This is a genomic window from Arthrobacter sp. StoSoilB19, from assembly GCF_019977275.1.
In the GTDB taxonomy this organism is placed as follows: Bacteria; Actinomycetota; Actinomycetes; order Actinomycetales; family Micrococcaceae; genus Arthrobacter.
Genome location: NZ_AP024650.1, coordinates 3,396,703 through 3,419,270 on the forward strand (window position 1 = coordinate 3,396,703; position 22,568 = coordinate 3,419,270).

Consider the following 22,568-nt stretch of genomic DNA (forward strand, 5'->3'; position numbering starts at 1 on the left):
AGTCGAAAATGGGCGGCCGCGTCACCGGGGCTTTTCCACATAGCGGCGCTCTCCACTCCTGCAGCGAAGGTGTGCCGGGCAATGTGGTTGCATGACCGATCTTCCACCGTTGCTGTTGTCGCGCGACCGCAACCTGCACGGGTTGAGTGCCAACGATCTCGCCAAACGCGTGCGGTCCGGCGCTTTGGTCCGGGTGCGGCACGGCATCTACATCGACGGCCCAGCGTGGCGGGCCATGAAGCCGTGGGAACAGTACCGGGTCCGCATCCAGGCGGCCGCGGAAGCATTCGAGAAGCCCACAGTTTTCGCCCGCCATTCCGCGGCAAGCGTGTGGGAAATCCCCACCATCGGCTTTCATCACCCGGTCCAGGCACTCACATTGAAGAACGACGGCGGCCGGTCCCGTGCCGGAGTCAGCCGGCATTTTGCGGCGCGGGCGGATTTGAAGGTGGTCCGGTTGGAGGGCCTCCTGGTCACCGACCGCATCCGGACCGTCCTGGACCTGGCGGCCTTCAGCCCCTTCGCCGAGGCCGTTGCGCCTCTGGACCATGTGCTCCGGCCGGATCCGCGCCGGCAGCTGCCTGCCATCACCAAGGCTGAGCTGGAGAGCGGGATGGGATCGATTTACTCCGCCGCTGCCACGCGGAGAATCCGGGCGGCCATCGAGTTTGCCGATCCCGCTTCAGGCTCGGCCGGGGAGTCCTGGAGCCGGGCGCTGATCCATGTGGCCGGCTTCGAATCCGCAGTCCTCCAACAGCGGTTTTCCGACGCGGACGGGCTGGTTGGTTACTCGGATTTCTACTGGAAGGAGTCCAGGGTTGTTGGCGAATTCGACGGCGAGGAAAAGTACCTCAAGTCCGAGTTCCTCAAGGGCCTGACCGCATCCCAGGCTGTTGTGGCTGAAAAGCAGCGCGAAAACCGGATCCGCGCCCTGGGCTGCAACGTGGTGCGCTGGGACTGGGCCGACCTCACGGTGCCCGGGACGCTGGAACGGAAGCTGGCGGCGGCAGGTGTGGGCCGCCGTCGTACTCGCTCTGCCGTTGTCGACGCGCAAAACCGCCTCTGACGCGCATATCCCTTCCCGCGCCCCGTATACGAGCGTCGCAAGGGAGCATGCGTGGCGACGGCAAATATGCGCGTCGAAAACGGCGGCCGTGCACCGAAGCGGGGCCAGGAGCGGACGGTGCATCAGCGGGTGATTTTTCCTTGTTGACGGCCACGCGACGGGGCTATGTTGGAGCTACGCCCGGGCCCGGCTGGGACGGCCATCGCTGACAGGCCTCGCAGAGGTATGTCATGAGTTATGTCCCCGTCAGCAGACGCACCATCAGGCTGCACCGTGAATCTGAGCGGTCCACGCGGCGCCTTGTTGCTGCCCTGTCCGGTGTTGCCATCGCGGCGTGGCTATTGTCCGTGTTGCTGTCAGCCGCGGTCAGCGTTGACGGCTTCGTCCACGACGTCGATCTGGTGGTGCATGACCTTTTCCTCGTTGTGGCTTTCGGCGCCATCATCCTGGTCGACTGGCATGGATTCCTGTGGCTGATCGGCCGGCGGACACTCGGTGAAATCATTCGACTCGATGGGGCAGCAACACCGTTAATCTGGGGTGGTCTGGCGGGCATGCTTGCCACCGGGGTGTTCCTGAGTCCGCACCTGGACAGCCCGATGACAGAGGTCAAGCTCGCGGCGGTCCTGGTGCTCAGCCTGAACGGAATCATGCTGATCCCCCTGATGCGGCGGCTCGCGCGGCTCCCTGCCAGGACTGCGTTCAAGGATCTATCCACTGGCCAGCGCGTCCACCTGATGTCATGCCTGGTGGTCTCGCAGCTCTGCTGGTGGACGGCGATCATCATTGGGTTCATCAACGCGCAGTCCTGACGCGCAAAGCCGCTGACGACGCGCACATTCCCTGGCGCGGCCAAAATATGGGGTGCGCTTACGAATATGCGCGTCGAGGACGGATATGGGGTTCACAACCGAATATGCGCGTCCAGAACGAGTTTGCGCAGCGCAGGCTGGCTCAGGTGGCCTTCTCCTGGGCCGGAACCCCGGCCGCCGCCTGCGTAGCCGCCCAGCTGGCGAGGACCTTCAGCGCGTCCTCGGACGGGCTGCCTGGCTCGGCGGTGTAGATGTTGATCCGCAGCCCGGGATCCGCGGGGAGCTCCATCGCCTCGTAGGCCAGGTCCAGATCCCCCACGATCGAGTGGTGGAGTCGTTTGCGGCCGGTGCGGTGGTACTTCACGTCGTGCCGGGCCCAGCGGACGCGGAACTCCCCGCTGCGCGTTGAGAGCTCCCCGATCAGGTCGGACAGGTCCTTGTCGTACGGGTTCTTCCCGGCCGTGGACCGCAGCACGGCCACGATGTCGTCAGCGGCGCGCTCCCAGTCGGCGAAGAACTCCCGCGCTTTCGGGCTCAGGAAGGTGAACCGTGCGCTGTTGGGTGGGGTGCCGCCGTCGGTCATCATCTCCAGGTACAGGGCCCGGCCCAGCTCATTGGACGCCAGCACATCGCCGCGGTCGTTGCGGACCCAGGCCGGCGCCGCCGTAATCGCATCGATCACCCGCTGCACGCTGGGCCGCACCGTCTGCGGGCTCCGCTTGCGCCGTGCCCGCGGAGCAGCCGTGGACGCGCGGGCCAGGTCGAAAAGGTGGGCGGTCTCGGCGTCGTCCAACTGCAGGGCGCGGGCCAGGGACTCCAGGACACTGTCCGACGCTCCGGACAGATTTCCCCGCTCCAGCCGGATGTAGTAATCGATGCTCATCCCGGCGAGCATGGCCACCTCCTCCCGGCGCAGGCCCTTAACCCGCCGGTTGCCGCCGTACGCGGGCAGCCCGGCGTCGTCCGGTGTGATCCTGGCGCGGCGGGAGGTCAGGAACTTCCGCACGTCATCGCTGTTCGTCATGGCACCCACGCTACGCCGGGCAAATATCCCAAGGGAGGGACTGCCAGCCCCTCCCACAAACCCGTCCACCCCAATACCGTGAAAGGCATGGTTATGGAACTCACGCTCAACAACAAAATCACAATGCCGGCGCTCGGCCTGGGCGTCTTCCAGAGTCCCCCGGAAGAGACGACGTCGGCGGTCCAGACCGCGCTCGAGGTGGGCTACCGGCACATCGACACCGCCGCCGCCTACGGCAACGAGCGGGAGGTTGGCGAGGGCATCCGCCGTTCAGCCCTGGACCGGGCCGAGGTGTTCATCGAGACCAAGGTCTGGGTGAGCGACTACGGCTACGACCGGGCCCTGCACGCCTGGGACAAGGCCGCCGGCAAGCTGGGCGTGGAGCAGCTGGACCTGTTCATCCTGCACCAGCCCGCCCCGGACCGGTTCGAGAAGACCATCGCCGCGTACAAGGCGCTGGAGACCCTGCTCAAGGACGGGCGGGTGCGGGCCATCGGCGTCAGCAACTTCATGCCTCACCACCTGGCGCAGCTGCTCGAGGAAACCGACGTGGTCCCGGCCGTCAACCAGATCGAACTGCACCCCTACTTCGCCCAGCGGAACGTCCAGGCGGCGGACGCCGAGCACGGCATCCTCACCCAGGCGTGGTCGCCCATCGGCGGCATCACGTTCTACCCGGGCTGGGGCGAGAACCGGAAAAACGTCATGCGGGACCCGGCGATCGCCGCCGTCGCGCAGGCCCACGGCAAGACCCCCGCACAGGTGATGCTCCGCTGGCACCTGCAGCAGGGCCGCTCCGCCATCCCCAAGTCCACCAACCCGGCCCGCATCGCCGAGAACTTCGACGTGTTCGGCTTCGAGCTTTCCGCGGCCGAGCTCGCCGCCATCGACGCCCTGGACACCGGCGTCCGCAGCGGCCCCGACCCGGACGTGGCCCGCCCCGAGCGGTTCGCCATGGTCATCCCCGAAGCCTAGAAGCCCAAGAAGAGAAGGAACCAGCATGGAATACCGCCCGCTTGGCCGCACCGGTGTGCAGGCCAGCCCCCTCTGCCTCGGTGCCATGATGTTCGGCCCGTGGGGCAACAACGACCGCGCCGACGCCACCCGCATCATCCACCACGCCCTGGACGCGGGCATCAACTTCGTCGACACCGCGGACGTCTATTCCGCCGGGGCCTCCGAGGAGATTGTCGGGGAGGCGCTCGCGGGAAAGCGCGATGACGTCTTCCTGGCCACCAAGTTCTTTATGCCCATGGATGAGGACCGCCCCAACCGCCGGGGCGGCTCCCGCCGCTGGATCATGCGCGCGGTAGAGGACTCGCTGCGCCGGCTGAACACCGACTACATCGACCTGTACCAGGTGCACCGGCCCAGCCCGGACACCGATGTGGAGGAAACCCTGGGCGCCCTCACCGACCTGGTCCGCCAGGGCAAGGTGCGCTACATCGGCTCCTCGTCCTACTCCGGCTCCCAGATCGTGGAGGCGCAGTGGGCGTCCCGCGAACGGAACCTGGAGCGGTTCGTCACCGAGCAGCCGCCGTACTCCATCCTGACGCGCGGCATCGAGGAGGATGTGCTGCCCACCGTGCAGCGGCACGGGATGGGCACCCTCACCTACAGCCCGCTGGCCGGCGGCTGGCTTTCCGGCCGGTGGCGGAAGGACTCGGCATCCAGGCCCACTTCCAGTGCCCGCCCCAGCGCCCGGTTCGACATGACCCAGCTCGCCAACCAGCGCAAGCTGGACATCGTGGAGGAGCTCGCCCAGGTGGCCGAATGGGCCGGCGTCACCATGATCGAGCTGGCCATCGCGTTCGTGATCAACCACCCCGGCGTTACCTCCGCCATCGTGGGTCCGCGCACCATGGAGCAGCTGGAGTCCTACCTCCCCGCGGCGGACACCAAGCTGGCGCCCGAAGTGCTGGACCGCATCGACCAGCTGGTGGCGCCCGGCGTCACGGTCAACCCGGACGACAACAGCTACGGCGCCCATGAACTGACGGCACAGGCACGACGGCGGCACCGGGCTTAACTGCCGGCGCCCGCCTCACTCTCCAACCCCCTAAGAAAGGAAAAACCATGGCAACGTGGCTCATCACAGGCTGCTCCACCGGACTTGGCCGGGCACTGGCGGAAGCCGTGCTCGCGTCCGGGCACAACGCCGTCGTCACCGCCCGCAAGGTGGAAACGCTGCAGGAGGTCACCGCCGGCTTCCCCGACACCGCGCTGGCACTCCCGCTGGACGTCACGGACAAGGCGCAGATCAGCGCGGCGGTCAAGGCGGCGGAGGAAAAGTTCGGCAGCATCGACGTGCTGGTCAACAACGCCGGCTACGGCTACCGGGCCGCCGTGGAGGAAGCGGACGACGGCGACATCCGCCGCCTGTTCGACACCAACTTCTTCGGGGCCGTGGACATGATCAAGGCAGTCCTCCCGGGCATGCGTGCCAACAAGGCCGGGTCCATCCTGAACATCTCATCCATCGGCGCCCGGATCACCCCCGCCGGCTCCGGCTACTACGCGGCCACCAAGGCCGCGCTGGAGGCCATGTCCGGGTCGCTGCGCAACGAGCTGAAACCGCTGGGCATCAACGTCACCGCCATCGAACCCGGCGGCTTCCGGACGGACTTTGCGGGCCGCTCGCTGACCCAGTCCTCGACGGCGATCGACGACTACGCGGACACGGCCGGCAAGCGCCGCAAGGAACACGACACCGCCCACGGCAACCAGCCCGGCGACCCGGACAAGGCCGCCCGGGCCATCATCGCCGTCGTCGAATCCGCCAACCCGCCGGGCCTCCTGGTCCTGGGCACCGACGCCTTCGGCGCGTTCGGCAAGGTGGCGGAAGCCCAGCGCGCCGAGCTGGAGCAGTGGCAGGAGCTGAGCACGAGCACCGACATCACGGACTGAGCCGGTCAGCTACCGGCCGGGCTGGCTTCAGCGACGCGCAACTTCATCTTCGCGGCTCATATTCCCCCACGCAGACCAAATCAGGGCAGCGAATGGGAATTTGCGCGTCGGAAATGAAGAGGCGCGTCGCAGCAAAACGGCGCAGGCCCGGTGCGAGGGTGAGTTCGCGCTACCTACCTGGGGGCAGGGACGGCAGCGTGGTCAGGCTGAGCTGCGCGCGGTGGTGACGGTAGTGCTTGGGCGCCCACTCCAGGACGTCCCGGCGGCTCATCCACGGCATGAAATAGGGGTCCCACGCGGTGGGCATCGTCATGCCGCGACCCAGCGCATCCTGGTTGGCGTGGCCGTACCAGTTCACGATCACCGCCGTAGTCCGGTCCATCATCCGGAGCATGCCGGCTGGCTTCAGGACCCGGCCCCCGGCGGCGCTCCCGGCCCAGTTCACCCAGTTGTACGGGCGGGCGCACGAATCCAGGAGGCGGCTCCAGGTCCGGGAGGCCGGGGGCGGCAGGTGCGAGAACAGCCCCAGGAGCGGTATGCCCGCCAGCGTGATGTTCTGGCCGAGGACCATGTGGAAGAGCAGTTGCCGGTTGGTCCACCGCGTTCCGATGGACGGGAGGTCCAGCTCGTCATCGCTGGAGCCCAGGACGATGTTCCGGAAGTCGGCCGCGATCCACAGCAGGTCCGCTTTCACTGGATCACTGTCCCGTTCCGTCATCGGGGCCTCCCGTCCTTGGACATCAGCCGGTGTTCACATCATAGGCTGGCAGGTTCGGCGGTGCGTCCGTGCTGCAGGCCCGTGGCGAAGCCGATGGTCACGGGCACCGGCGCGGACGTTCCGCAGCAGGAGTCCCCGGCGGTGTCGGCGGCGTCACCGGCCTCGGTAGGGAGGCTGGTGGAGCACACCCCGGTCTCCGGCAGTTCGAGTTCCACGGTGTCCGCGGCTTCGGTATCGCCTGCCAGGGCTGCGGCGATGGAGCGGACCTGTTCGTAGCCCGTGGCCATGAGGAAGGTGGGCGCCCGGCCGTAGGACTTCATGCCGGCCAGGTAGAAGTCCTTTTCCGGCTGTTCCAGGATCCTGGCGCCATGGGCCGGAACCGTGCCGCAGCTGTGGAAGTCGGGATCGATCAGCGGGCCCAGGGCCTTGGGGGCATCGACGGCCGGATCCAGGTCCAGCCGCAGCTCGGACAGGATGGACAGGTCCGGCCGGAACCCTGTGGCCGGGATGACCCTGTCCACGGTGAGGCTGCGGCCATCCGTTGCGTGCACGGTGACCTTGCCGTCACGGGTTTTGAGGCGGCCGGTGTGGAAGTTTGTGAGGAGCTGGACGGCACCGGTGTCGACGGCGGTGTGCAGCCGGGCGCCCAGCTGGCCGCGGGCGGGCAGCTGGTCGGCGTCCCCGCCGCCGTAGGCACGGGCAGGCGTGGCGGCCCGGATGGCCCAGAGGACTTCCGTTCCCGGGTTGGCGCGGGCCACGCGGGCCAGGTCCAGGACCATGTTGGCGGCGGAGTGGCCGGAGCCGATGACAAGGGTGCGGCGGCCGGCGAATCCGCCGCCGGTCACGTCCGGCAGGGGCCCGGTGACCAGCCCGGCGGCCCGGGCTTCCGCCTCACCCGGGGCGGGCAGGCCGGAAGCTCCCAGGGGCGCCGGCGTGGTCCAGGTTCCGGAGGTGTCAATCACGGCGCGGGCCAGGAGCTCCGACGTTTCCCCGCTGCCGTCCTGGATGCGCAGGAGGAACGGGGCGGCGTCGCGGCCCTGGCTGCGGCCCTTGTCCATGCCCTGCCGGCTGACAGCAACTACCTTCGCCCCGGTCCGGATCCGGTCCTTGAGTTCCGGTGTGGCGGCCAGCGGTTCCAGGTAGTCGGAGACGATCTGGGAGCCGTACGGCAGCGCGGTGGGGCGGGGCGCTGCCCAGCCGGCCCGTTCCAGCAGGCGCACGGCGGCGGCATCCAGGTTGTACTTCCACGTGGAGAAGACGCGCACATGGCCCCACTCACGGATGGCGGCACCCACCGTGGGCCCGGCCTCGAGCACGATGGGTTCCAGTCCGCGTTCCAGCAGGTGCGCGGCCGCGGCCAGGCCGACGGGCCCGGCGCCGATGACGGCCAGGGGGAGGGATGGTGAGCTTGCCTTGTGGCTCATGAGAGCACCTTTCGGTCGGCCGCCGGGGCGGCGGAAACAGCAGCAAAGGAGGGGTAGAGGAAGCGGACCAGGAGGAACCCGGCGGCGCCGCCCAGCAGCTGCGCCAGGATGAAGGCAGGGGCCGACGGCGGCGCGATGCCGGCAAAGGTGTCCGTGACGGTGCGCGCCATGGTCACCGCAGGGTTGGCGAAGCTGGTGGAGCTGGTGAACCAATAGGCGGCCGTGATGTAGCCGCCGACGGCGAACGCCACGCGGTCAGCACGGCCCGACCGGACGGTGCCGAAGATGACCAGCAGCAGGCCCACCGTGGCAATGACTTCCCCAAGCCAGAGCGGGACGCCGGTGCGCTGGTGCGTGGACCAGCTGACGGCGTCCAGCCCGAACATCAGGTTGGCGGCCACCGTGCCGGCCAGGCCGCCCAGGATCTGCCCCGCAACCAGGCCGGCCGCCGTGGTGGTGTCGATCATCCCCAGCGCCCGCTCCACCAGGGTCACCACCGGATTGAACGACGCCGACACCGGCTGCAGTGCCATGATCAGCGCCACCAGCGCGGCACCCGTGGCGAGGCTGTTCTGCAAAAGCTGCAGGCCGACTTCGTCCGGTGACAGCCTGGATGCCATCACGCCCGAGCCGACCACGGCCATCACCAGGAACGCGGTGCCGAGAAACTCTGCCGTGGCACGCCGGGCCAGACCGGTCATGCGGCCTGCCCGCCGATCAGGGCGGCCAGGTTCTGCAGGGCCTCGGTGCGGGCCCGGTAGTAAACCCACACGCCGCGCTTTTCCCGCTCCAGCAGACCCACCTCATGCAGGATCTTCAGGTGGTGGCTGATGGTGGGCTGGGACAGCTCGAAGGCATCGTTGAGGTCGCAGACGCAGGCTTCGCCGCCCTCATGCGAGGCGACCATGGACATCAGCCGCAGCCGGACCGGATCCGCCAGGGCCTTCAGCAAGGGGGCGATCCCTTCAGCTTCCGGCAGGGACAAGGGCTCCCGGGCCAGCGGCGCGCAGCACGCCACCGCCTGGACCGGGGTCAACTCCAAAGACATAGACACACGTAAATATTTACACTCATCTATGTCTTTGGCAACCCCAACATTCCGCTGTACGAAAGAGCCCCTTGCACCCTTCTGCGCACGGGCAAATAGGATGGCACCTGGAGCTAACCGCCGCACACGAAGGGCGCACCATGATCGAGATCCTCACCCCGGCTGAGGTGGCCCGCGCCCGGGAGACCGGCGCCCTGGTGGCTGACATCCTGCAGGCGATGAAAAGCCGCGCAACCGTCGGCACCAACCTCCTGGACATCGACCAGTGGACCAAGGAGATGATCACCGACGCGGGGGCGGAATCCTGCTACGTGGACTACGCGCCGTCCTTCGGCCGGGGTCCCTTCGGCCACTACATCTGCACGGGCGTCAACGATGCCGTGCTGCACGGGCTGCCCCACAACTACGCACTGGCCGACGGCGATTTGCTGACCCTGGACCTCGCCGTCGTCAAGAACGGGATGGCCGCGGACGCCGCCATCAGCTTCATCGTGGGCGAATCACGGCCGGCGGAGAGCGTGGCGATGATCGAGGCGACGGAACGCGCCCTGGCAGCCGGGATCGCCGCCGCAGGGCCGGCAGCCAAGATCGGGGACATCTCGTACGCCATCGGCCGCGTCCTCATTGATGCGGGGTATCCGGTCAACACGCAGTTCGGCGGCCATGGCATCGGTTCCACCATGCACCAGGACCCGCACGTGCCCAACACCGGGCGGCCCGGCCGCGGCTTCAAGCTGCGGCCCGGGCTTCTGCTCGCGCTGGAGCCCTGGATCATGGCGGACACGGACCAGCTGGTGACGGACGACGACGGGTGGACGCTAAGGAGCGCCACCGGCTGCAGGACGGCCCACACCGAGCACACCATCGCCATCACGGAGGACGGCGCCGAGATCCTGACGCTGCCTTCGCGGTAGCGACTATTCGGTCCCGCGACGGTGTGCCCGCTCAGGGCATCCCTGCCCGCTGGTCGGTCAGCTCTTCACGAACTGAGCAGGTTTGATCGCGCTGACCATGGCGGGGTAGTAGCCCTGGTTGTATCCGTCGGCGGTGGGGTGGAAGTTGAATTGCGTATACGGGCCGAGGTTGAACCAGGAGTCGGAGGAACCGATTTCGTGGCCGTTGAATTTGGGGGCGACGTCCACGAATTGCGCGCCGGCGCTTCGTGCCTTACCTGCGAAAACTGCGTTGAGCTGGTCCGTGCCTTTGTCGAACACCGCTGCGGCCGCTGCTGACATGACACCGCCGCCGGCGATGACCGTGGTGGATTCCCCTGCCGTCGCAAACAGGCGGGGGTAGCCGAGCCAGGCGATCTTGGCATTTGGCGCGTACCCGCGGATTTTTACGAGCGTTCCGGCCACGTCGACGCTGTTTGCAAGCTGGAGTCCATAGGCTGTGGCCGCCTGGCACCCCGTAGCCTGCGGCGACGTGTCTGCAGCACACGCTCCGATGATCTGGCCGAAGTTGACGTCATTGCCGCCGGCGGTGAGGGTCACCAGTCCTGTGGTGCTGTTGAGCGCACCATCAAGGGACGCCTCAGCCGCCTGCTGGGCGATGGTGGGAATACCCCCGGTTGGAACTCCGGCCGTGGAGTTTGGATCTCCCACAAGTGCGCCCGCACACGCATAGTCGCCGGTGAGGACCACCGATTGCAGCTGGTCGAAGAGCGTCACGTCGTCAGGGCCGCCGTGCAGGCAGGTGGGGCCGCCGTACTCTGGGCTGAGGTACCCCGGATTGGGGGCCGCAGTTGGCGCCAACGACCCCCAGCCGCTTGAGTAGGAATCCCCGAGATTGACGTAATTGACGGGGACCTGTGCGGCGAAGGCCGGCGTGGATGCCCCTGAGAGGATAAGGGCAGTGGCGGCGACGGAAGCGGCCGCACTGCGGCGGCAGGCTGCGGGGAACTGCATGAGGGGCTCCAGACTGCTCTCGAGTAAACGTATCCCATGACGCTAGGGCCTGGGTCCGACGCCCAAACAGGGCCTTTGGACTCTGGCAAAGCAGGAGCTACTCCGTCCCGGCCACCGCGCTGCGGCGTTCCAGGAGCAGGGTGTCCTGCCAGTGCCCGGCCTTGGGGCCGTGGCTGATCCGCGCGATCCGTTCCCTGGTTCCCACCACCCGGAAGCCGAGCTTCCGGTGCAGCGCCAGGCTGGCCGTGTTCTCCGGGAAGATGCTGGACTGGATGGTCCAGATTCCTGCCGCCTCCGTGGAATCGATCAGTGCACCGAGGAGCAGCCTGCCCACGCCCCGGCCGTGCGTTTCCGGCGCCACGTAAATGGAGTGCTCCACGACCCCCCGGTAGACCTCCCGGGACGAAACGGACGTCACGGCGGCCCAGCCCAGAACCCGGCCCGCGTCCTCGGCGATCAGCCGGTGCCCGGGCAACCGGCCGCCGTCGAACGCCTCCCAGGTGGGCGGCTCGCTCTCGAACGTCGCCTCCCCCGTGGCGATGCCGGCGGCGTAGATCGCGTGGACGGCGTCCCAGTCCTCGGGGCACATGGGGCGGATGGTGACGGGGCTGTGCATGGGTTCCATTATGGCGGCCGACCACGGCGCTGGTGCCCCAGCCACCTCCCCGGCGGGACAGGCTGTAAATATTCCGTCAATAAAACGGCCCTGCCGCCCCGGCCGCGCGTGCACCGTCCTTTGATGGAGGCAGGTCAGCACATGCACGCGACGGCGAGGAGCGGAGATGCGGTGGGATGAGGCGCCCGATGACCGTGGCAGGGTCAGGTTTGCCGCGGCAGCCGAGGCCGTGGAGGGCTACGGCGGGCGCGCACTGAACGGACGCGCCCTCCACCCGGCCGGCGGCTACCTTTTCCCCGACCAGGACGGCGAGGGGTGGTGGGTCATTTTCCAGCCGTGGCCCTCGACGGGCGGGCAGGGGCACAGAGTGCCCGGCGACATCCTGGCCTGCAACGATTCCTACGGCGATATGGTGCATGTGATAGTGCTGGCGGCGGGCGTGCGGGAGGACGACGCCGAGGCCGCCTTCCGCGCGAACGTCCCGGTCAGCCTGGCGGACGCCGCGCGGGTGGCGGCAACAGTGCCGCACGTGGCCGCCCCTGCGCACAGGGACGGGACGACGACGTATCCCCCGGTCAGCCGACGTGGACCCACGGGCGCTGGGTGACGTCCGGGACGGCCTCGCGCAGCACCTCCCTGGTCACCGGCGCGATTTCGCCCTCGCCCAGGAACAGGAACCGCACCAGGTTGGTGATGGGATTTCCCTCAGTCCAGCGGAAGTAGATGTGCGGCATGAGCCCCGTGACGTCCCTGATATGCAGCAGTACCGAGGCGATGGTATTGGGAACAACCGGCCCGTGGACTTCCAGGATGTGGTACCCGTGGCGGTTCACGCCACGGACGTACAGTTCCGTTTCGAAGTCGGAGGAGTCATCCACGATCACTTCCAGGAACAGGGCATCGCCTGCCAGCGGGAGGTGGCTGACCTCGATGGCCGACTCAAGCTTGTCCCGGTATGCCTCCGCAGACATCCGCAGCGGCTCGTGCGCGATGATCGCGATGGGGCCGTCCAAGGTGCTGGACATGAACTCCAGGGCCTGCTGGTCCAGGTGCACCCGGGTTGCATGCAGCTCAAAGGACCGGCGGACCCTGGACAGCAGGGAGATGACGATGATGCCCAGGATGAAGATCGCCGCGATCCGGATGCCTTCGGGCCGCTCGAAGATGTTGGCCACCGTGGTGTACGCGAACACCACGGAGATGGCACCGAAGCCGAAGGTGAGGTTGCGTTGCCCGCGCCGGCGCGCCGACAACGTGACGGCCACCGCGGCGGAGGTCATCAGCACCAGGACGCCGGTGGCGTAGGCACCGCCCTGGGCGTCGACGTCGGCGTTGAAGATGAAGGTGATGAGGAACCCGACCAGGGTGAACACAAGCACCAGGGGCCTGACAGCCTTGGCCCACTCCGGGGCCATGCCGTAGCGGGGCAGGTAGCGGGGAACCAGGTTCAGCAGGCCGGCCATGGCCGAGGCACCGGCGAACCAGAGGATGCCGATGGTGCTGATGTCGTAGACGCTGCCGAAGCCCACGCCCAGGTATTCGTGCGCCAGGTAGGCCAGGGCGCGCCCGTTCGCCTGGCCGCCGGGCTGGAATTCCTGTTCCGGAATCAGGACAACGGTAATGAAGCTGGTGGTCAGCAGGAACACGCTCATGATCGCCGCAGCCGTGGTGAGCATGCGCCGGGCTCCGCGGATTCGGCCCGCCGGGTTCTCCTCCGTGTCATCCGCCGCTCCGCGGACCTGCGGCATCACGGCAACGCCGGTTTCGAAGCCGGACAGGCCCAGCGCCAGTTTGGGGAACACCAGCAGTGCGATGGCCACCGTCATCAGGGGGTTGCCGTGGGACACCCACAGATTCGTCCACCAGTCGCCCATCGCCACCGGGTGGGAGACCACCTGCATCAGGGTGGCAACCACCACCACCGCATTCAGGCCCAGGTACAGGACAACCAGGAAGACGGCGACGCCGATCGCTTCCTTGAACCCGCGCAGGAACACGGCAGCCAGCAGGGCCAGCAGGAAAAGAGTTACGGGGACGTTCTGGTTTTGGAGCCAACCGGGGGCAACAGGATTGCCGATCAGGTGTGCGGTGGCATCGGCGGCCGAGAGCGTCATGGTGATCATGAAGTCGGTGGCGGCGAACCCGAGCAGGACCAGCACCAGGAGCTTTCCTCCCCAGCGGGGCAGCAGCCGCTCCAGCATGGCAATGGAGCCCTCACCGCGGGGGCTTTCACCGGCAACCCGGCGGTAGACCGGCAGGGCGCCCAACAGTGTCACGGCCACAAGGACCAGGGTGGCCAGCGGGGAGATGACACCGGCTGCCAGCGCGGCGATGGCCGGCTGGTAGCCCAGGGTGGAGAAGTAGTCCACGCCGGTAAGGCACATGACCTGCCACCACGAGTGCTTTTTTTCGTGCTGGGTGGGAACACCGCCGGGGCCCTGGTGGGTGCCCTTGCTGTCCTGCAGCCCGAACAGCAGCCAGTCCTTCAGCGCCTCCCTTCCGTGCGGGTGGGTGGCGGAAGGATCCGCCGGGGGCCTGCTCAACGTGGTCATGTCTGCCTTTCCGCGCTGCCCGTTGCACCGCGATCATTGCGAAGCTAGCACCGGCGAAATTGGCGGAAGCGCCAGAAAGGGAATTCTTGATGTTTCCTTTACGCGTGATGTTCGACGGCGGCCGGAGCGGTCCGGCGGCAGGTCACGGCTCGAAGCGGTAGCCCATGCCGGCCTCGGTAAGCAGGTGGCGGGGGCGGGCGGGATCCGCCTCCAGTTTGCGCCGCAGTTGGCCCATGTAGACGCGCAGGTAGTGGGTCTCGTTGTCATAGCCGGGACCCCAGACCCTGGCGAGCATCTGCTGTTGCGTTATCAGCCGGCCGGGATTCCGCACCAGCATTTCCAGGATGGCCCACTCGCGGGGGGTGAGCCGGACCGGGTCCCCCGCCCGGGTCACCTTCCGGTTGGCCAGGTCCACCTGGAAATCACCCACATCGATGGCGGCCCCGCCGTCCGCCACGTCCAGCGTGCCGCTCCGGCGGCCGGCAACGCGCAGCCGGGCCAGGAGTTCGTCCAGGCCAAACGGCTTGGTGACGTAGTCGTCCGCCCCGGCGTCCAGGGCCCGGACCTTGTCCACGGACCCGTGCCGGGCGGAAAGCACGATGATGGGCATGCTGCTGGTGCGGCGGATCCTGGTGATCACGTCCACGCCGTTGATGTCCGGCAGTCCGAGGTCCAGCACCATGGCATCCGGATGGCCGCCTTCCGCGTGCTTCAGGGCGGCCACCCCGTCCAGGGCGGTCAGCACCCGGTAGCCCTCAGCCTCCAGGTTGACCTGGAGGGCACGCAGGAACTGCGGCTCGTCGTCAACGATCAATACTGTCCTCATGAGGTGCTGGTGCCTGCTTTCCGGCGAGGGGTGGAAACGTCCGGTGCGGCAACCTGGGGCAGGCGGATGACCATGGTCAGTCCCCCGCCCGGGGTCGGCTCGGCCAGCAGGTGACCGCCCATGGCCTCGGTGAAGCCTTTCGCGACGGCGAGGCCAAGCCCCATCCCGAGTCCCGCGGGGGCGTCGTCGAGGCGCTGGAAGGGCTGGAAGATCCCCTCGACGGCGGCAGCGGGCACTCCCTGCCCGTGATCGACGATGTGCAACTCGCCAAAGGGGGCGCCGCCGTCGACCACTCCCCTGGTTCCCGTCGAAACGCCGACGATGGCCACGTCGGACGCCGGCGCGTATTTAAGGGCGTTTTCCACGATGTTGGCGATGACCCGCTCCAACATCCCCAGGTCGGCATAGATCGCAGGGATGTCCGGGGGAAGCTCCACCCGGATCCGGTCCGCCGGGAGGCCGCGCAGCGCGTCCTCGATTGCATCACGCCACGTGACGGGCGCTGTCAGTGGCGCAGCCGAACCGCTGGAGATCCGGGACATGTCCAGGAGGTTGGCGATCAGGGCGTCCAGGCGCTCGGTGTAGGACTCGACGGTCTCGAGCATCTCGGCCTGCACCTCATCGGGAAGCCTGCGGCTCTGGCGCCGCAGGGCCGTTACGGCCAGTTTTATCCCCGCCAGCGGCGTGCGCAGGTCATGGCTGACCGCCCGCAGGATGGCCGTGCGGACGTTGTTGCCCTCGGCCATCTTCGCGGTGCTCTGCAGCGTCCGCTGAAGGGCATGGCGCTGGCGCAGCAACAGGAGGTGGGCGCCGTGGGCGGACAGGAGGAGCCGGTCCCCGGCGGTGAGGGTGCGTCCGGAGAGGACCAGGGCGGTCCGCTCGTCGGCGAGTTCCACGCTGTCCGTCAACCCTGCCGTGTCCGGGGAGGGAGGAGGCGCCTCCCCGGAGAACGCCTGGAGCTCCCATACTGCGTCCTTGTCCCCGGATGTGGTGAAGAGCCCGGCCGAACGGACCTGGAAGGTTTCCCGGACCTTGCCCATGAACGCTGCAACGGTGTCATCGGCCAGGAGGGCATCGTGGGCGAGGTCCGCGAGGGTGGCGGCTTCCGCGCGGGCCCGTGCGGCTTCCCGGGCGCGCCTTGCAGACAGTCCCACCACCAGTGACACGGCCACCGCGGCACTGAGGAAGACCAGCAGCGCGAAGACGTTTTGCGGGTCGCTGATATTGAGCGTTCCCACCGGGTCCGTCTGGAAGTAGTTCAGCAGCAGCGAGTCCAGGACGGCGGCGAGCACCGCAGGCCACAGGCCGCCGATGAACGCCACGGCCATCACCCCGGTCAGATGGACCAGTGCGTGGGTGGCGAGGTTGAGCTCCGGATTGCGGGACAGCGCCGCCGTTACCAGGACCGGGAGGACCACAGCCAGGACGAAGCCGATCAGCGTGCGCCTGCCGCTGAGCGCCGCGGGAGATGGCCCCGGCAGTCCAGGGCCGCCCTGGGGAAGTGAGACGATGTGCACGTCGATATCGCCCGAGCCCCGGACCACTTTGGCGCCTGCACCGATACCGAGGATCCTGCTCCGGAGCGTCCCCGGTGAGGCGCCGATGACGATCTGGGTGGCGTTGACGCTGCGGGCGAATTCCAGGAGGGACCCCGCTGCGTCCTCACCGGACACCGTATGGCAGGTGCCGCCGAGGTCGGCGACGAGGCGCCGCTGCGCGTCCAGCAGCTGCCCTCGCGTCGCGGCCGTGCTTTCGGCGCGCCGGACGTGAACCGCCAGCAGGTCCCCGCCGTTGACCCGGGACAGGATCCGGGCCGCCCTCCTGACGAGCAGCTCCCCTTCGGGGCCTCCACTGAGTCCGACGACAACCCGCTCGCGTGCCGGCCAGGTGGCGGTGATCCCCTGGCTTTTCCGGTAGCCCGCCAGCCCCTCGTCCACCCGGTCCGCCAGCCAGATCAAGGCGATTTCACGCAGGGCAATGAGATTGCCCAGCCGGAATTCGTTGGCCAGGGCAGCGTCGATCCTGTCCGTGGGCACAACCTTCCCGTCTGCAACCCTCTGGCGCAGGAGTTCGGGCGATATGTCCACCAGCTCGATGTGGTCTGCCCGCCGCACCACGGCGTCCGGGACCGGTTCCCCGTCTGGTTCGTCGGTGATTGCGGCGACGACGTCTTTCAGCGATGCCACATGCTGGACGGCAAGCGTGGTCAGCACGTCCGTCCCCGCCGCCAGAAGCTCCTCGATGTCCTGCCAGCGGCGGGTATTCCTGCTGCCCGGAGCATTGACGTGCGCATACTCGTCGACGACGGCCACCTTTGGTTTCCTTGCCAGCACAGCGTCCAGGTCAAGCTCGGGTACCTCCGCCCCGCTGCCGTCGGGCAGAAGGCGCGGCGCCACGACGTCGAGCCCTGCAAGGAGCTGCCCGGTGTCAGGCCTCCCGTGCGCGGCGGCGATGCCGACCACGACGTCCCTGCCGCCGGCCAGGATCTGTTGCGCCTCACGCAGCATGGAGTACGTGGTGCCGGCCCCCGCTGCCGCACCCAGGAAGATCCGAAGCGTTCCCCGTGCCATACCCACAGTCTTATCCCCTCCGGCCATACTGACCAACCCGCTGCCTCCGCGGGTCAGACGTGGGCGGGCGCTCGAGCAAAACCTGCCGGGTGTGAGCGGGCGTGGCAGGGGCAGCCGCGGTAGCTCAGTAAGCTGGCGGCATGCCCGCCCTTTCCGCCCTGCTGCCCACCCTGGTGGCCCTTGCCATCCTGGCGGCACTCACGGTGGGGATCCTCTGGGGCGCGCGGACGCCGTCGTACCTCTCCCCTGCCCTGGCCATCCTCCGCGGGGCAGCCCAGCTCGCTGCCATCAGCCTGGTGCTGGGCGGCGTCATCAGCAACCCGCTGTGGGTGGGGGTGGCCCTGCTGGTCATGTTCACCGTAGCGTCCGTGACGGCAACACGAAGGCTCACCTGGTCCTGGCGCCGCTTCGCCCTGGTGGCGGTGACCATGGCTGCCGGCATCCTGGTGACGGTGGCCGTCGTGTTTGGAACGGGCGCCATCGAATTCGCGCCGCGGTACCTGCTGGCCGTGGGCGGGATCGTGATCGGCAACTCGATGACCATCGCCACCCTGGCCGGACGCCGTTTCTTCGAGGCCGTCCTGGAGCAGTGGGACCAGGTGGAGGGCTGGCTGGCGCTGGGGGCGACGCCCCGGCAGGCCACCCTGCTCCAGGCGCGGCAGGCAGTGCACTCGGCCCTGATCCCGTCCACGGACCAAACCAAGACCACCGGGCTGGTCACCCTTCCCGGCGCGTTCGTGGGCGCGATCTTCGGCGGCGCCTCACCCCTGGAGGCCGGCCGGTTCCAGGTGGTGGTGCTGGCCTCGATCATGGCGGCCGGGTCCATCACCGCCGTCGCTCTGATCCGCTCGCTGGGCAACGTGAAGGTGCGGCCGGAACCGGTGTAGGCCGGGCGTCAACGGGCCGGTTGCTTCCGTCCGGGGGCACCTTACGGCCGGTTTTTCCAGGCGCGCACGAATGGTGCTTTCCCCAGGGCGGTCCGTTCAAGCCGCTCCACCAGCCGGATGTCCACGGGCATGTGCGCCGCGCCGGCAGCCATAAGGGCGGCGGTCACCGCAGCCCGGACGCCTTCCTCGGATTGCCCGGGTGCGAGTCCGGCCAGCAGCACCCGCAGCCCGGACGGTTCCTGGATGACCTGCCAGCCTGCGACGGCCGCCTGGTCCAGGACCTGGTGGAAGACATTCGGGTGCACGTTGACGGTGCCGGTCCTGCCCGGCAGTTGCAGGACGTCCTCGATGCGCCCCTCGATATCCTCCATGACGGTGAAACTGCGTCCGCAGGGGCAGCCCCTGCCGCCGAGCCTTACGGTGTCCGACATCTCGTACCTGATCAGCGGCACGGTCCGGGAGAACAGGACGGTGACCAGGAGCTTGGACCCGGTTGTCCTCGCCGGGACGGGGTTGCCGGCCTGGTCCACGGGTTCGATGATGAGGAGGTCCTCGTAAACGTGGCGGTTCCGGTAGGTGCAGGGGGATGCGATCCCCGCCGTTTCGGTGGCGGCGTAGACGTCGAAAGGGGCGCTGCCCCACGCGGATTCCAGTTCCGCTGCGGCCTGGGCGCTGAGCACCTCGGAGGCTGACATCACCCCCTGCGGCGCGATGTGCAGCCGCCCTGCCAGCTGTTCCGCGGCCAGGGGTTTGAGCGCTGAGGCGTAACCGACGAGGACCCGGGGCTGGAACCGGTTGAGGGCGGCGACGTTCTCCTCCATGGGTGCGGTGACGTCCAGGCGAAGGGTGGGGACCACTCCGGAGCGCACCGATGCGCCGACGACGGCTGACTGGTGGGTGGGGACCCGCGAGCTGACCAGGGCCACCTTCAGCGGCCGGGTCAGCCCCAGGGTAAACCCTGCCCAGTCGTTCGCGCGGGCGTACGAGGCCAGGACGGTAGCCCACTCCGCGCGGTTCCAGACGAACGTTCCGCGCCGGCCGGTGGTCCCGGCCGTGGCCGCCGCCCACCAGCGGCCCTTCCATGGCAGTCCGGGGTCTCCACCGCTCTCGACGAGCGACTGCAGATGGCCTTCCACTTCCGCCAGCGTCAGGTCCGGGGTGGTGATGGCCTCATCGAAGTGCTCCATCAGGTCTGCTTTGGTCACGGGCGGCAGCCGGTCCAGCGGAGCGTCGTGCAGGCCGGCATGGTGGCGGCGGTAGAACTCCGAGCCGGCGTAGGCCGCCCGGCGCAGTTCCGTCAGGGCATGGTCCTGGTGTGCGGCGATCCGGGCGGCGTCCCAGCGGTCCCGTTTCCGCCACGCAGCCCGGAGGAACAGCACACGGGGGACCAGGCGGAGGTCCACGGCGGTGCCTGACGTTGCCTTGCCGCGGTCCGGCCTGTCAGCCCTGCTTGACCAGCGCCGCCTCGAGGTTGATCTTGACCTTGTCGCTGACCAGCACGCCGCCGGCTTCCAGCGCGGCGTTCCAGGTGAGCCCGAACTCCTTGCGGCTGATTTCGGCTTCCGCGGAGAATCCTGCCCGCGTGGCGCCAAAGGGATCCACGGCGACGCCGGTGAACTCAACCTCAAGCTCCACCGGCCGGGTCACGCCCTTGATGGTCAGGTCCCCCGTCAGGGTGTATTCCTCCCCGTCCCCTTCGATGTGGGTGCCGCGGAACGTCATTTCGGGATACTTTTCGACGTCGAAGAAGTCCGCGCCCTTCACGTGCGCGTCACGGTTGGCGTCACCGGAGTCAAAACTTGCCGTGGACACCGTGGCATGCACCGAGGACTCCTCCAGGGACCGCCCCACCCTGGCTTCGGCGCTGGCCTGGGTAAAGCGGCCACGGACCTTGCTGATTCCGGCATGTCGGACGCTGAAGCCGATCTCGCTGTGGGACATGTCCAGGAGCCATGTTCCCGGCGTGAGTTCCTGGGGAAGGGTCATTGTCATTCTCCTTACTCGTAGGGCCGCAGGCTTCGCTGACCGCTACAGGGGCAAGACTGCGGATGCCCCTAAATATTCCCCATAAAACCCGCAGATATAAGGGTCCGGGGTGAACCGGGAGGGAACTTCGGGCGTATACATAGACGTGGCTCTACGTTTATTGACCGCCCTGGCGCTGTTCATCGATGCCGGCGTCCATCTCTTCCTGGCCCCGGGCTACCAGGCCGCGCAGCCGGGCACCATCAGCCAGGGCACCCTGTTCCTGCTCGAAGCCGCGGCGGCCCTGGTGGCCGGCCTCTATGTCCTGGTCCGCGGCAGCCGCGCCGCCTATGCACTCGCCCTGGCGGTGGCACTGAGCGCCTTCGCCGCCGTCATGCTCTACAGATACGTGGACATCCCGGCCATAGGTCCGATTCCGGCAATGTACGATCCCGTATGGTTCTTCTCGAAAACCCTCAGCGCCGTTGCCGAAGGGGCGGGATCGCTGCTGGCCCTTGCTGGCCTGGTCCGTAGCGGCCGCGGGAGAAGGGCCGACGACGGCACGGGGGTCCGTGCCGGGCGTCGCCGGCCGTGACGATCGCCGGGGCCGTTGCCAGCATGCGGGGGAGGTGGCAGATGGGCGCAGCCGGATGGGCGATGTCCGGGCACGCGATGCCTGACGCGGTGGCAACCCTGGCTGCCTACGCGCTCCCGGCCTTGTGGCTGTCATCCCTGTCCGCCTCCGGACCGGTCCTCCAAATGGCAGGCCTGTGTGCGGGCGCCCTGGTGACCGCGGCCGCCGTCGGCTCTGTCCTGCGGCGCATCCCCCGCTTTTCAACTCCGGCAGACCGCGTCACCCTGCTGCGTGCCGTCCTGGTGGCACTCTGCGCCGTGGTGGCCGTCCCGGAACTGTTCACCGGGCGCAGCAGTTTCCTGGTGCCGGTCCTGGGCGGCGTCGCCTTCCTGATGGACGGGCTGGACGGCGCCGTGGCGCGGCGGACCGGGACAGCGTCCCCGGCGGGAGCACGCTTCGATGCCGCCACCGACGCCGCGCTGGTGCTTGTGCTGTCCATCGCGGCCGCGGCGGTGGCGGGCCCGTGGACACTGGCGATTGGGGGCATGTACTACGTGTTCACGGCCGCCGCGTTCTTCAGGCCGCACCTGCGTGAGCCGCTGCCGCCCAGTGTTTCCCGCAAGGCCATCGGAGCCTTCCAACCGCTGGCGCTGCTGGTGGCGCTTCTCCCGGGTATCCCGTGGGCTGCCGCCTTCCCGGCGGTGGCGCTGGCGCTGCTTACGTATTCCTTCGCGCGCGATGTGGTCCAGCTGGAGACCCGCCACCGCTCCCGAGAGCTTCCCGCTGCCCACGCTCACTTTCGACACCCACATTCCCCGGCGCTGCCCGAATAGTCCGAGCGCTGGGGAATATGCGCGTCGCAGGTGTTCAAGCGCGTCGCCACAAGAAGTCTGGTGCGGACTTCCCCTGCCTCACCCCAGGCTGGCGAGGGCCTTCCGAAGGCGCGCGCCGGCGTCGTCCGCAACCTCTTTGACCGCGGCAGCGTCACTGAGCTGGACCATGGCCTGCGGGTCAATGGCCTCGACGGTGGTCTCGGTGGCATCGGCCTTACGCCGCACCACCACGTTGCAGGGCAGCAGCGCACCCATTTCCGGCTCGGCCGCGAGGGCACGGCTGGCAAGGGCCGGATTGCAGGCGCCCAGGATGACGTAATCCCCGACGGCGTCCGCGGCCTCGGTGCCCAGCTTGGCTTCGAAGGTGGACCGGACGTTGATTTCCGTCAGGATCCCGAAGCCCTGTGCCGCAAGGGCCTCGCGGGTGCGCTCCAGCGCTTCCGCCCAAGGCAGGGACACGGTGGTGGCCAGGGTGTACGTCATGGTGCTCCTCGGGATATTCGACGGTCCGCTGATATTGCAGGCTGATTAGGCCAGGGAGAGGAAGAGCTTCTCCAGGTCCTTCCGGTCCATGGTCTGGTCCTTCTGCGTGATGCACTGCTCCAGCCCGGTGGCAATGATGGCGAAGCCGGCGCGGTCGAGGGCTTTGGACACGGCGGCCAGCTGGGTGACCACGTCCTTGCAGTCCCGGCCTTCTTCAAGCATCCGGGTGACGGCGGCGAGCTGTCCCTGGGCGCGCTTGAGGCGGTTGATCACGGGCGTGAGTTCGGTTGGGTTCAGTTCCATAAGAAGGGTCTCCATTGATGGGGTGCTCCCGTCAACTGTATACCCCTCCGGGT

Annotated in this window: 24 protein-coding genes; 10 read left to right on the forward strand and 14 right to left on the reverse strand. The window is 68.2% G+C overall.

Annotated features, from left to right (window positions below; translation table 11 throughout):
• The first annotated feature begins 91 nt into the window (after window positions 1–91).
• Window positions 92–1,066 (forward strand): type IV toxin-antitoxin system AbiEi family antitoxin domain-containing protein, encoded by a 975-nt coding sequence (locus LDO86_RS15675; RefSeq protein ID WP_018768770.1) that lies wholly within the window; start codon window positions 92–94, stop codon window positions 1,064–1,066.
• Between the two features lie 230 nt (window positions 1,067–1,296).
• On the forward strand, window positions 1,297–1,878 hold the full coding sequence (locus LDO86_RS15680) for a hypothetical protein (protein ID WP_018768771.1): 582 nt from the start codon (window positions 1,297–1,299) through the stop codon (window positions 1,876–1,878).
• Between the two features lie 142 nt (window positions 1,879–2,020).
• On the opposite strand, the gene LDO86_RS15685 is transcribed toward LDO86_RS15680, so the two are convergent.
• Entirely contained in the window at window positions 2,021–2,902 is an 882-nt protein-coding gene (locus LDO86_RS15685; protein ID WP_043424856.1) for a helix-turn-helix transcriptional regulator, read from the reverse strand.
• Between the two features lie 93 nt (window positions 2,903–2,995).
• On the opposite strand from LDO86_RS15685, the gene LDO86_RS15690 reads away from it, so the two are divergent.
• Genes LDO86_RS15690 through LDO86_RS15700 form a run of 3 tightly spaced genes read left to right on the forward strand, consistent with a single transcriptional unit; the run spans window position 2,996 to window position 5,809 of the window.
• Window positions 2,996–3,877, forward strand: coding sequence for an aldo/keto reductase (locus tag LDO86_RS15690; protein WP_018768773.1), 882 nt, complete (start codon window positions 2,996–2,998; stop codon window positions 3,875–3,877).
• Window positions 3,878–3,902: 25 nt separating this feature from the next.
• On the forward strand, window positions 3,903–4,931 hold the full coding sequence (locus tag LDO86_RS15695; protein ID WP_018768774.1) for an aldo/keto reductase: 1,029 nt from the start codon (window positions 3,903–3,905) through the stop codon (window positions 4,929–4,931).
• Window positions 4,932–4,978: 47 nt separating this feature from the next.
• Window positions 4,979–5,809, forward strand: coding sequence for an oxidoreductase (locus tag LDO86_RS15700; protein ID WP_018768775.1), 831 nt, complete (start codon window positions 4,979–4,981; stop codon window positions 5,807–5,809).
• Between the two features lie 169 nt (window positions 5,810–5,978).
• Here the strand turns inward: LDO86_RS15700 and LDO86_RS15705 are convergent, their stop codons facing one another.
• From LDO86_RS15705 to LDO86_RS15720, 4 genes are read right to left on the reverse strand one after another with little or no spacing between them, the layout of a single operon-like run.
• Window positions 5,979–6,527, reverse strand: coding sequence for a DinB family protein (locus tag LDO86_RS15705; RefSeq protein WP_018768776.1), 549 nt, complete (start codon window positions 6,525–6,527; stop codon window positions 5,979–5,981).
• Between the two features lie 38 nt (window positions 6,528–6,565).
• Complete coding sequence (locus LDO86_RS15710; RefSeq protein ID WP_018768777.1) at window positions 6,566–7,951, reverse strand: FAD-dependent oxidoreductase; 1,386 nt, start codon at window positions 7,949–7,951, stop codon at window positions 6,566–6,568.
• On the reverse strand, window positions 7,948–8,652 hold the full coding sequence (locus LDO86_RS15715) for an aquaporin (protein WP_018768778.1): 705 nt from the start codon (window positions 8,650–8,652) through the stop codon (window positions 7,948–7,950). Before LDO86_RS15715 ends, LDO86_RS15710 begins: the two co-directional genes overlap by 4 nt.
• The gene (locus LDO86_RS15720) at window positions 8,649–8,999 is read right to left on the reverse strand and encodes a metalloregulator ArsR/SmtB family transcription factor (protein ID WP_018768779.1); all 351 of its coding nucleotides are present in this window, start codon (window positions 8,997–8,999) and stop codon (window positions 8,649–8,651) included. Before LDO86_RS15720 ends, LDO86_RS15715 begins: the two co-directional genes overlap by 4 nt.
• A gap of 140 nt (window positions 9,000–9,139) precedes the next feature.
• On the opposite strand from LDO86_RS15720, the gene map reads away from it, so the two are divergent.
• Window positions 9,140–9,913, forward strand: a complete 774-nt coding sequence (map, locus tag LDO86_RS15725) for a type I methionyl aminopeptidase (RefSeq protein WP_018768780.1) — start codon at window positions 9,140–9,142, stop codon at window positions 9,911–9,913.
• 57 nt (window positions 9,914–9,970) lie between these two features.
• Here the strand turns inward: map and LDO86_RS15730 are convergent, their stop codons facing one another.
• Both LDO86_RS15730 and LDO86_RS15735 read right to left on the reverse strand, forming a co-directional pair.
• Complete coding sequence (locus tag LDO86_RS15730; RefSeq protein ID WP_018768781.1) at window positions 9,971–10,906, reverse strand: SGNH/GDSL hydrolase family protein; 936 nt, start codon at window positions 10,904–10,906, stop codon at window positions 9,971–9,973.
• A gap of 97 nt (window positions 10,907–11,003) precedes the next feature.
• Window positions 11,004–11,522: a GNAT family N-acetyltransferase gene (locus LDO86_RS15735; RefSeq protein ID WP_018768782.1), complete on the reverse strand. Its 519-nt coding sequence runs from the start codon at window positions 11,520–11,522 to the stop codon at window positions 11,004–11,006.
• Between the two features lie 166 nt (window positions 11,523–11,688).
• On the opposite strand from LDO86_RS15735, the gene LDO86_RS15740 reads away from it, so the two are divergent.
• Entirely contained in the window at window positions 11,689–12,129 is a 441-nt protein-coding gene (locus tag LDO86_RS15740) for a hypothetical protein (RefSeq protein WP_018768783.1), read from the forward strand.
• Here LDO86_RS15740 and LDO86_RS15745 read toward each other — a convergent pair.
• From LDO86_RS15745 to LDO86_RS15755, 3 genes are all read right to left on the reverse strand, one after another.
• The gene (locus tag LDO86_RS15745; RefSeq protein WP_018768784.1) at window positions 12,098–14,074 is read right to left on the reverse strand and encodes an amino acid transporter; all 1,977 of its coding nucleotides are present in this window, start codon (window positions 14,072–14,074) and stop codon (window positions 12,098–12,100) included. The two genes, LDO86_RS15740 and LDO86_RS15745, sit on opposite strands and share 32 nt — an antisense overlap.
• A gap of 142 nt (window positions 14,075–14,216) precedes the next feature.
• Window positions 14,217–14,900, reverse strand: a complete 684-nt coding sequence (locus LDO86_RS15750) for a response regulator (RefSeq protein ID WP_144601359.1) — start codon at window positions 14,898–14,900, stop codon at window positions 14,217–14,219.
• Entirely contained in the window at window positions 14,897–17,470 is a 2,574-nt protein-coding gene (locus LDO86_RS15755) for a DUF4118 domain-containing protein (RefSeq protein WP_018768786.1), read from the reverse strand. Before LDO86_RS15755 ends, LDO86_RS15750 begins: the two co-directional genes overlap by 4 nt.
• A 140-nt stretch (window positions 17,471–17,610) precedes the next feature.
• Between LDO86_RS15755 and LDO86_RS15760 the strand changes: the two genes are divergently transcribed.
• Complete coding sequence (locus tag LDO86_RS15760; RefSeq protein ID WP_018768787.1) at window positions 17,611–18,357, forward strand: ABC transporter permease; 747 nt, start codon at window positions 17,611–17,613, stop codon at window positions 18,355–18,357.
• 41 nt (window positions 18,358–18,398) lie between these two features.
• Here LDO86_RS15760 and LDO86_RS15765 read toward each other — a convergent pair whose 3' ends face one another.
• Both LDO86_RS15765 and LDO86_RS15770 read right to left on the reverse strand, forming a co-directional pair.
• Window positions 18,399–19,760: a phenylacetate--CoA ligase family protein gene (locus LDO86_RS15765; RefSeq protein ID WP_018768788.1), complete on the reverse strand. Its 1,362-nt coding sequence runs from the start codon at window positions 19,758–19,760 to the stop codon at window positions 18,399–18,401.
• A 37-nt stretch (window positions 19,761–19,797) separates the two neighbouring features.
• A complete protein-coding gene (locus LDO86_RS15770) occupies window positions 19,798–20,343 on the reverse strand; it encodes a YceI family protein (RefSeq protein ID WP_018768789.1) in 546 nt (181 codons plus the stop codon).
• A 145-nt stretch (window positions 20,344–20,488) separates the two neighbouring features.
• Between LDO86_RS15770 and LDO86_RS15775 the strand changes: the two genes are divergently transcribed.
• Both LDO86_RS15775 and LDO86_RS15780 read left to right on the forward strand, forming a co-directional pair.
• On the forward strand, window positions 20,489–20,917 hold the full coding sequence (locus tag LDO86_RS15775; protein WP_134164181.1) for a hypothetical protein: 429 nt from the start codon (window positions 20,489–20,491) through the stop codon (window positions 20,915–20,917).
• A 41-nt stretch (window positions 20,918–20,958) separates the two neighbouring features.
• A complete protein-coding gene (locus LDO86_RS15780; protein WP_196804750.1) occupies window positions 20,959–21,729 on the forward strand; it encodes a CDP-alcohol phosphatidyltransferase family protein in 771 nt (256 codons plus the stop codon).
• Between the two features lie 78 nt (window positions 21,730–21,807).
• On the opposite strand, the gene LDO86_RS15785 is transcribed toward LDO86_RS15780, so the two are convergent.
• Both LDO86_RS15785 and LDO86_RS15790 read right to left on the reverse strand, forming a co-directional pair.
• Entirely contained in the window at window positions 21,808–22,212 is a 405-nt protein-coding gene (locus tag LDO86_RS15785; RefSeq protein WP_018768792.1) for a DUF302 domain-containing protein, read from the reverse strand.
• Between the two features lie 45 nt (window positions 22,213–22,257).
• Window positions 22,258–22,515, reverse strand: a complete 258-nt coding sequence (locus LDO86_RS15790; protein ID WP_018768793.1) for a metal-sensitive transcriptional regulator — start codon at window positions 22,513–22,515, stop codon at window positions 22,258–22,260.
• Between the last annotated feature and the right edge of the window lie 53 nt (window positions 22,516–22,568).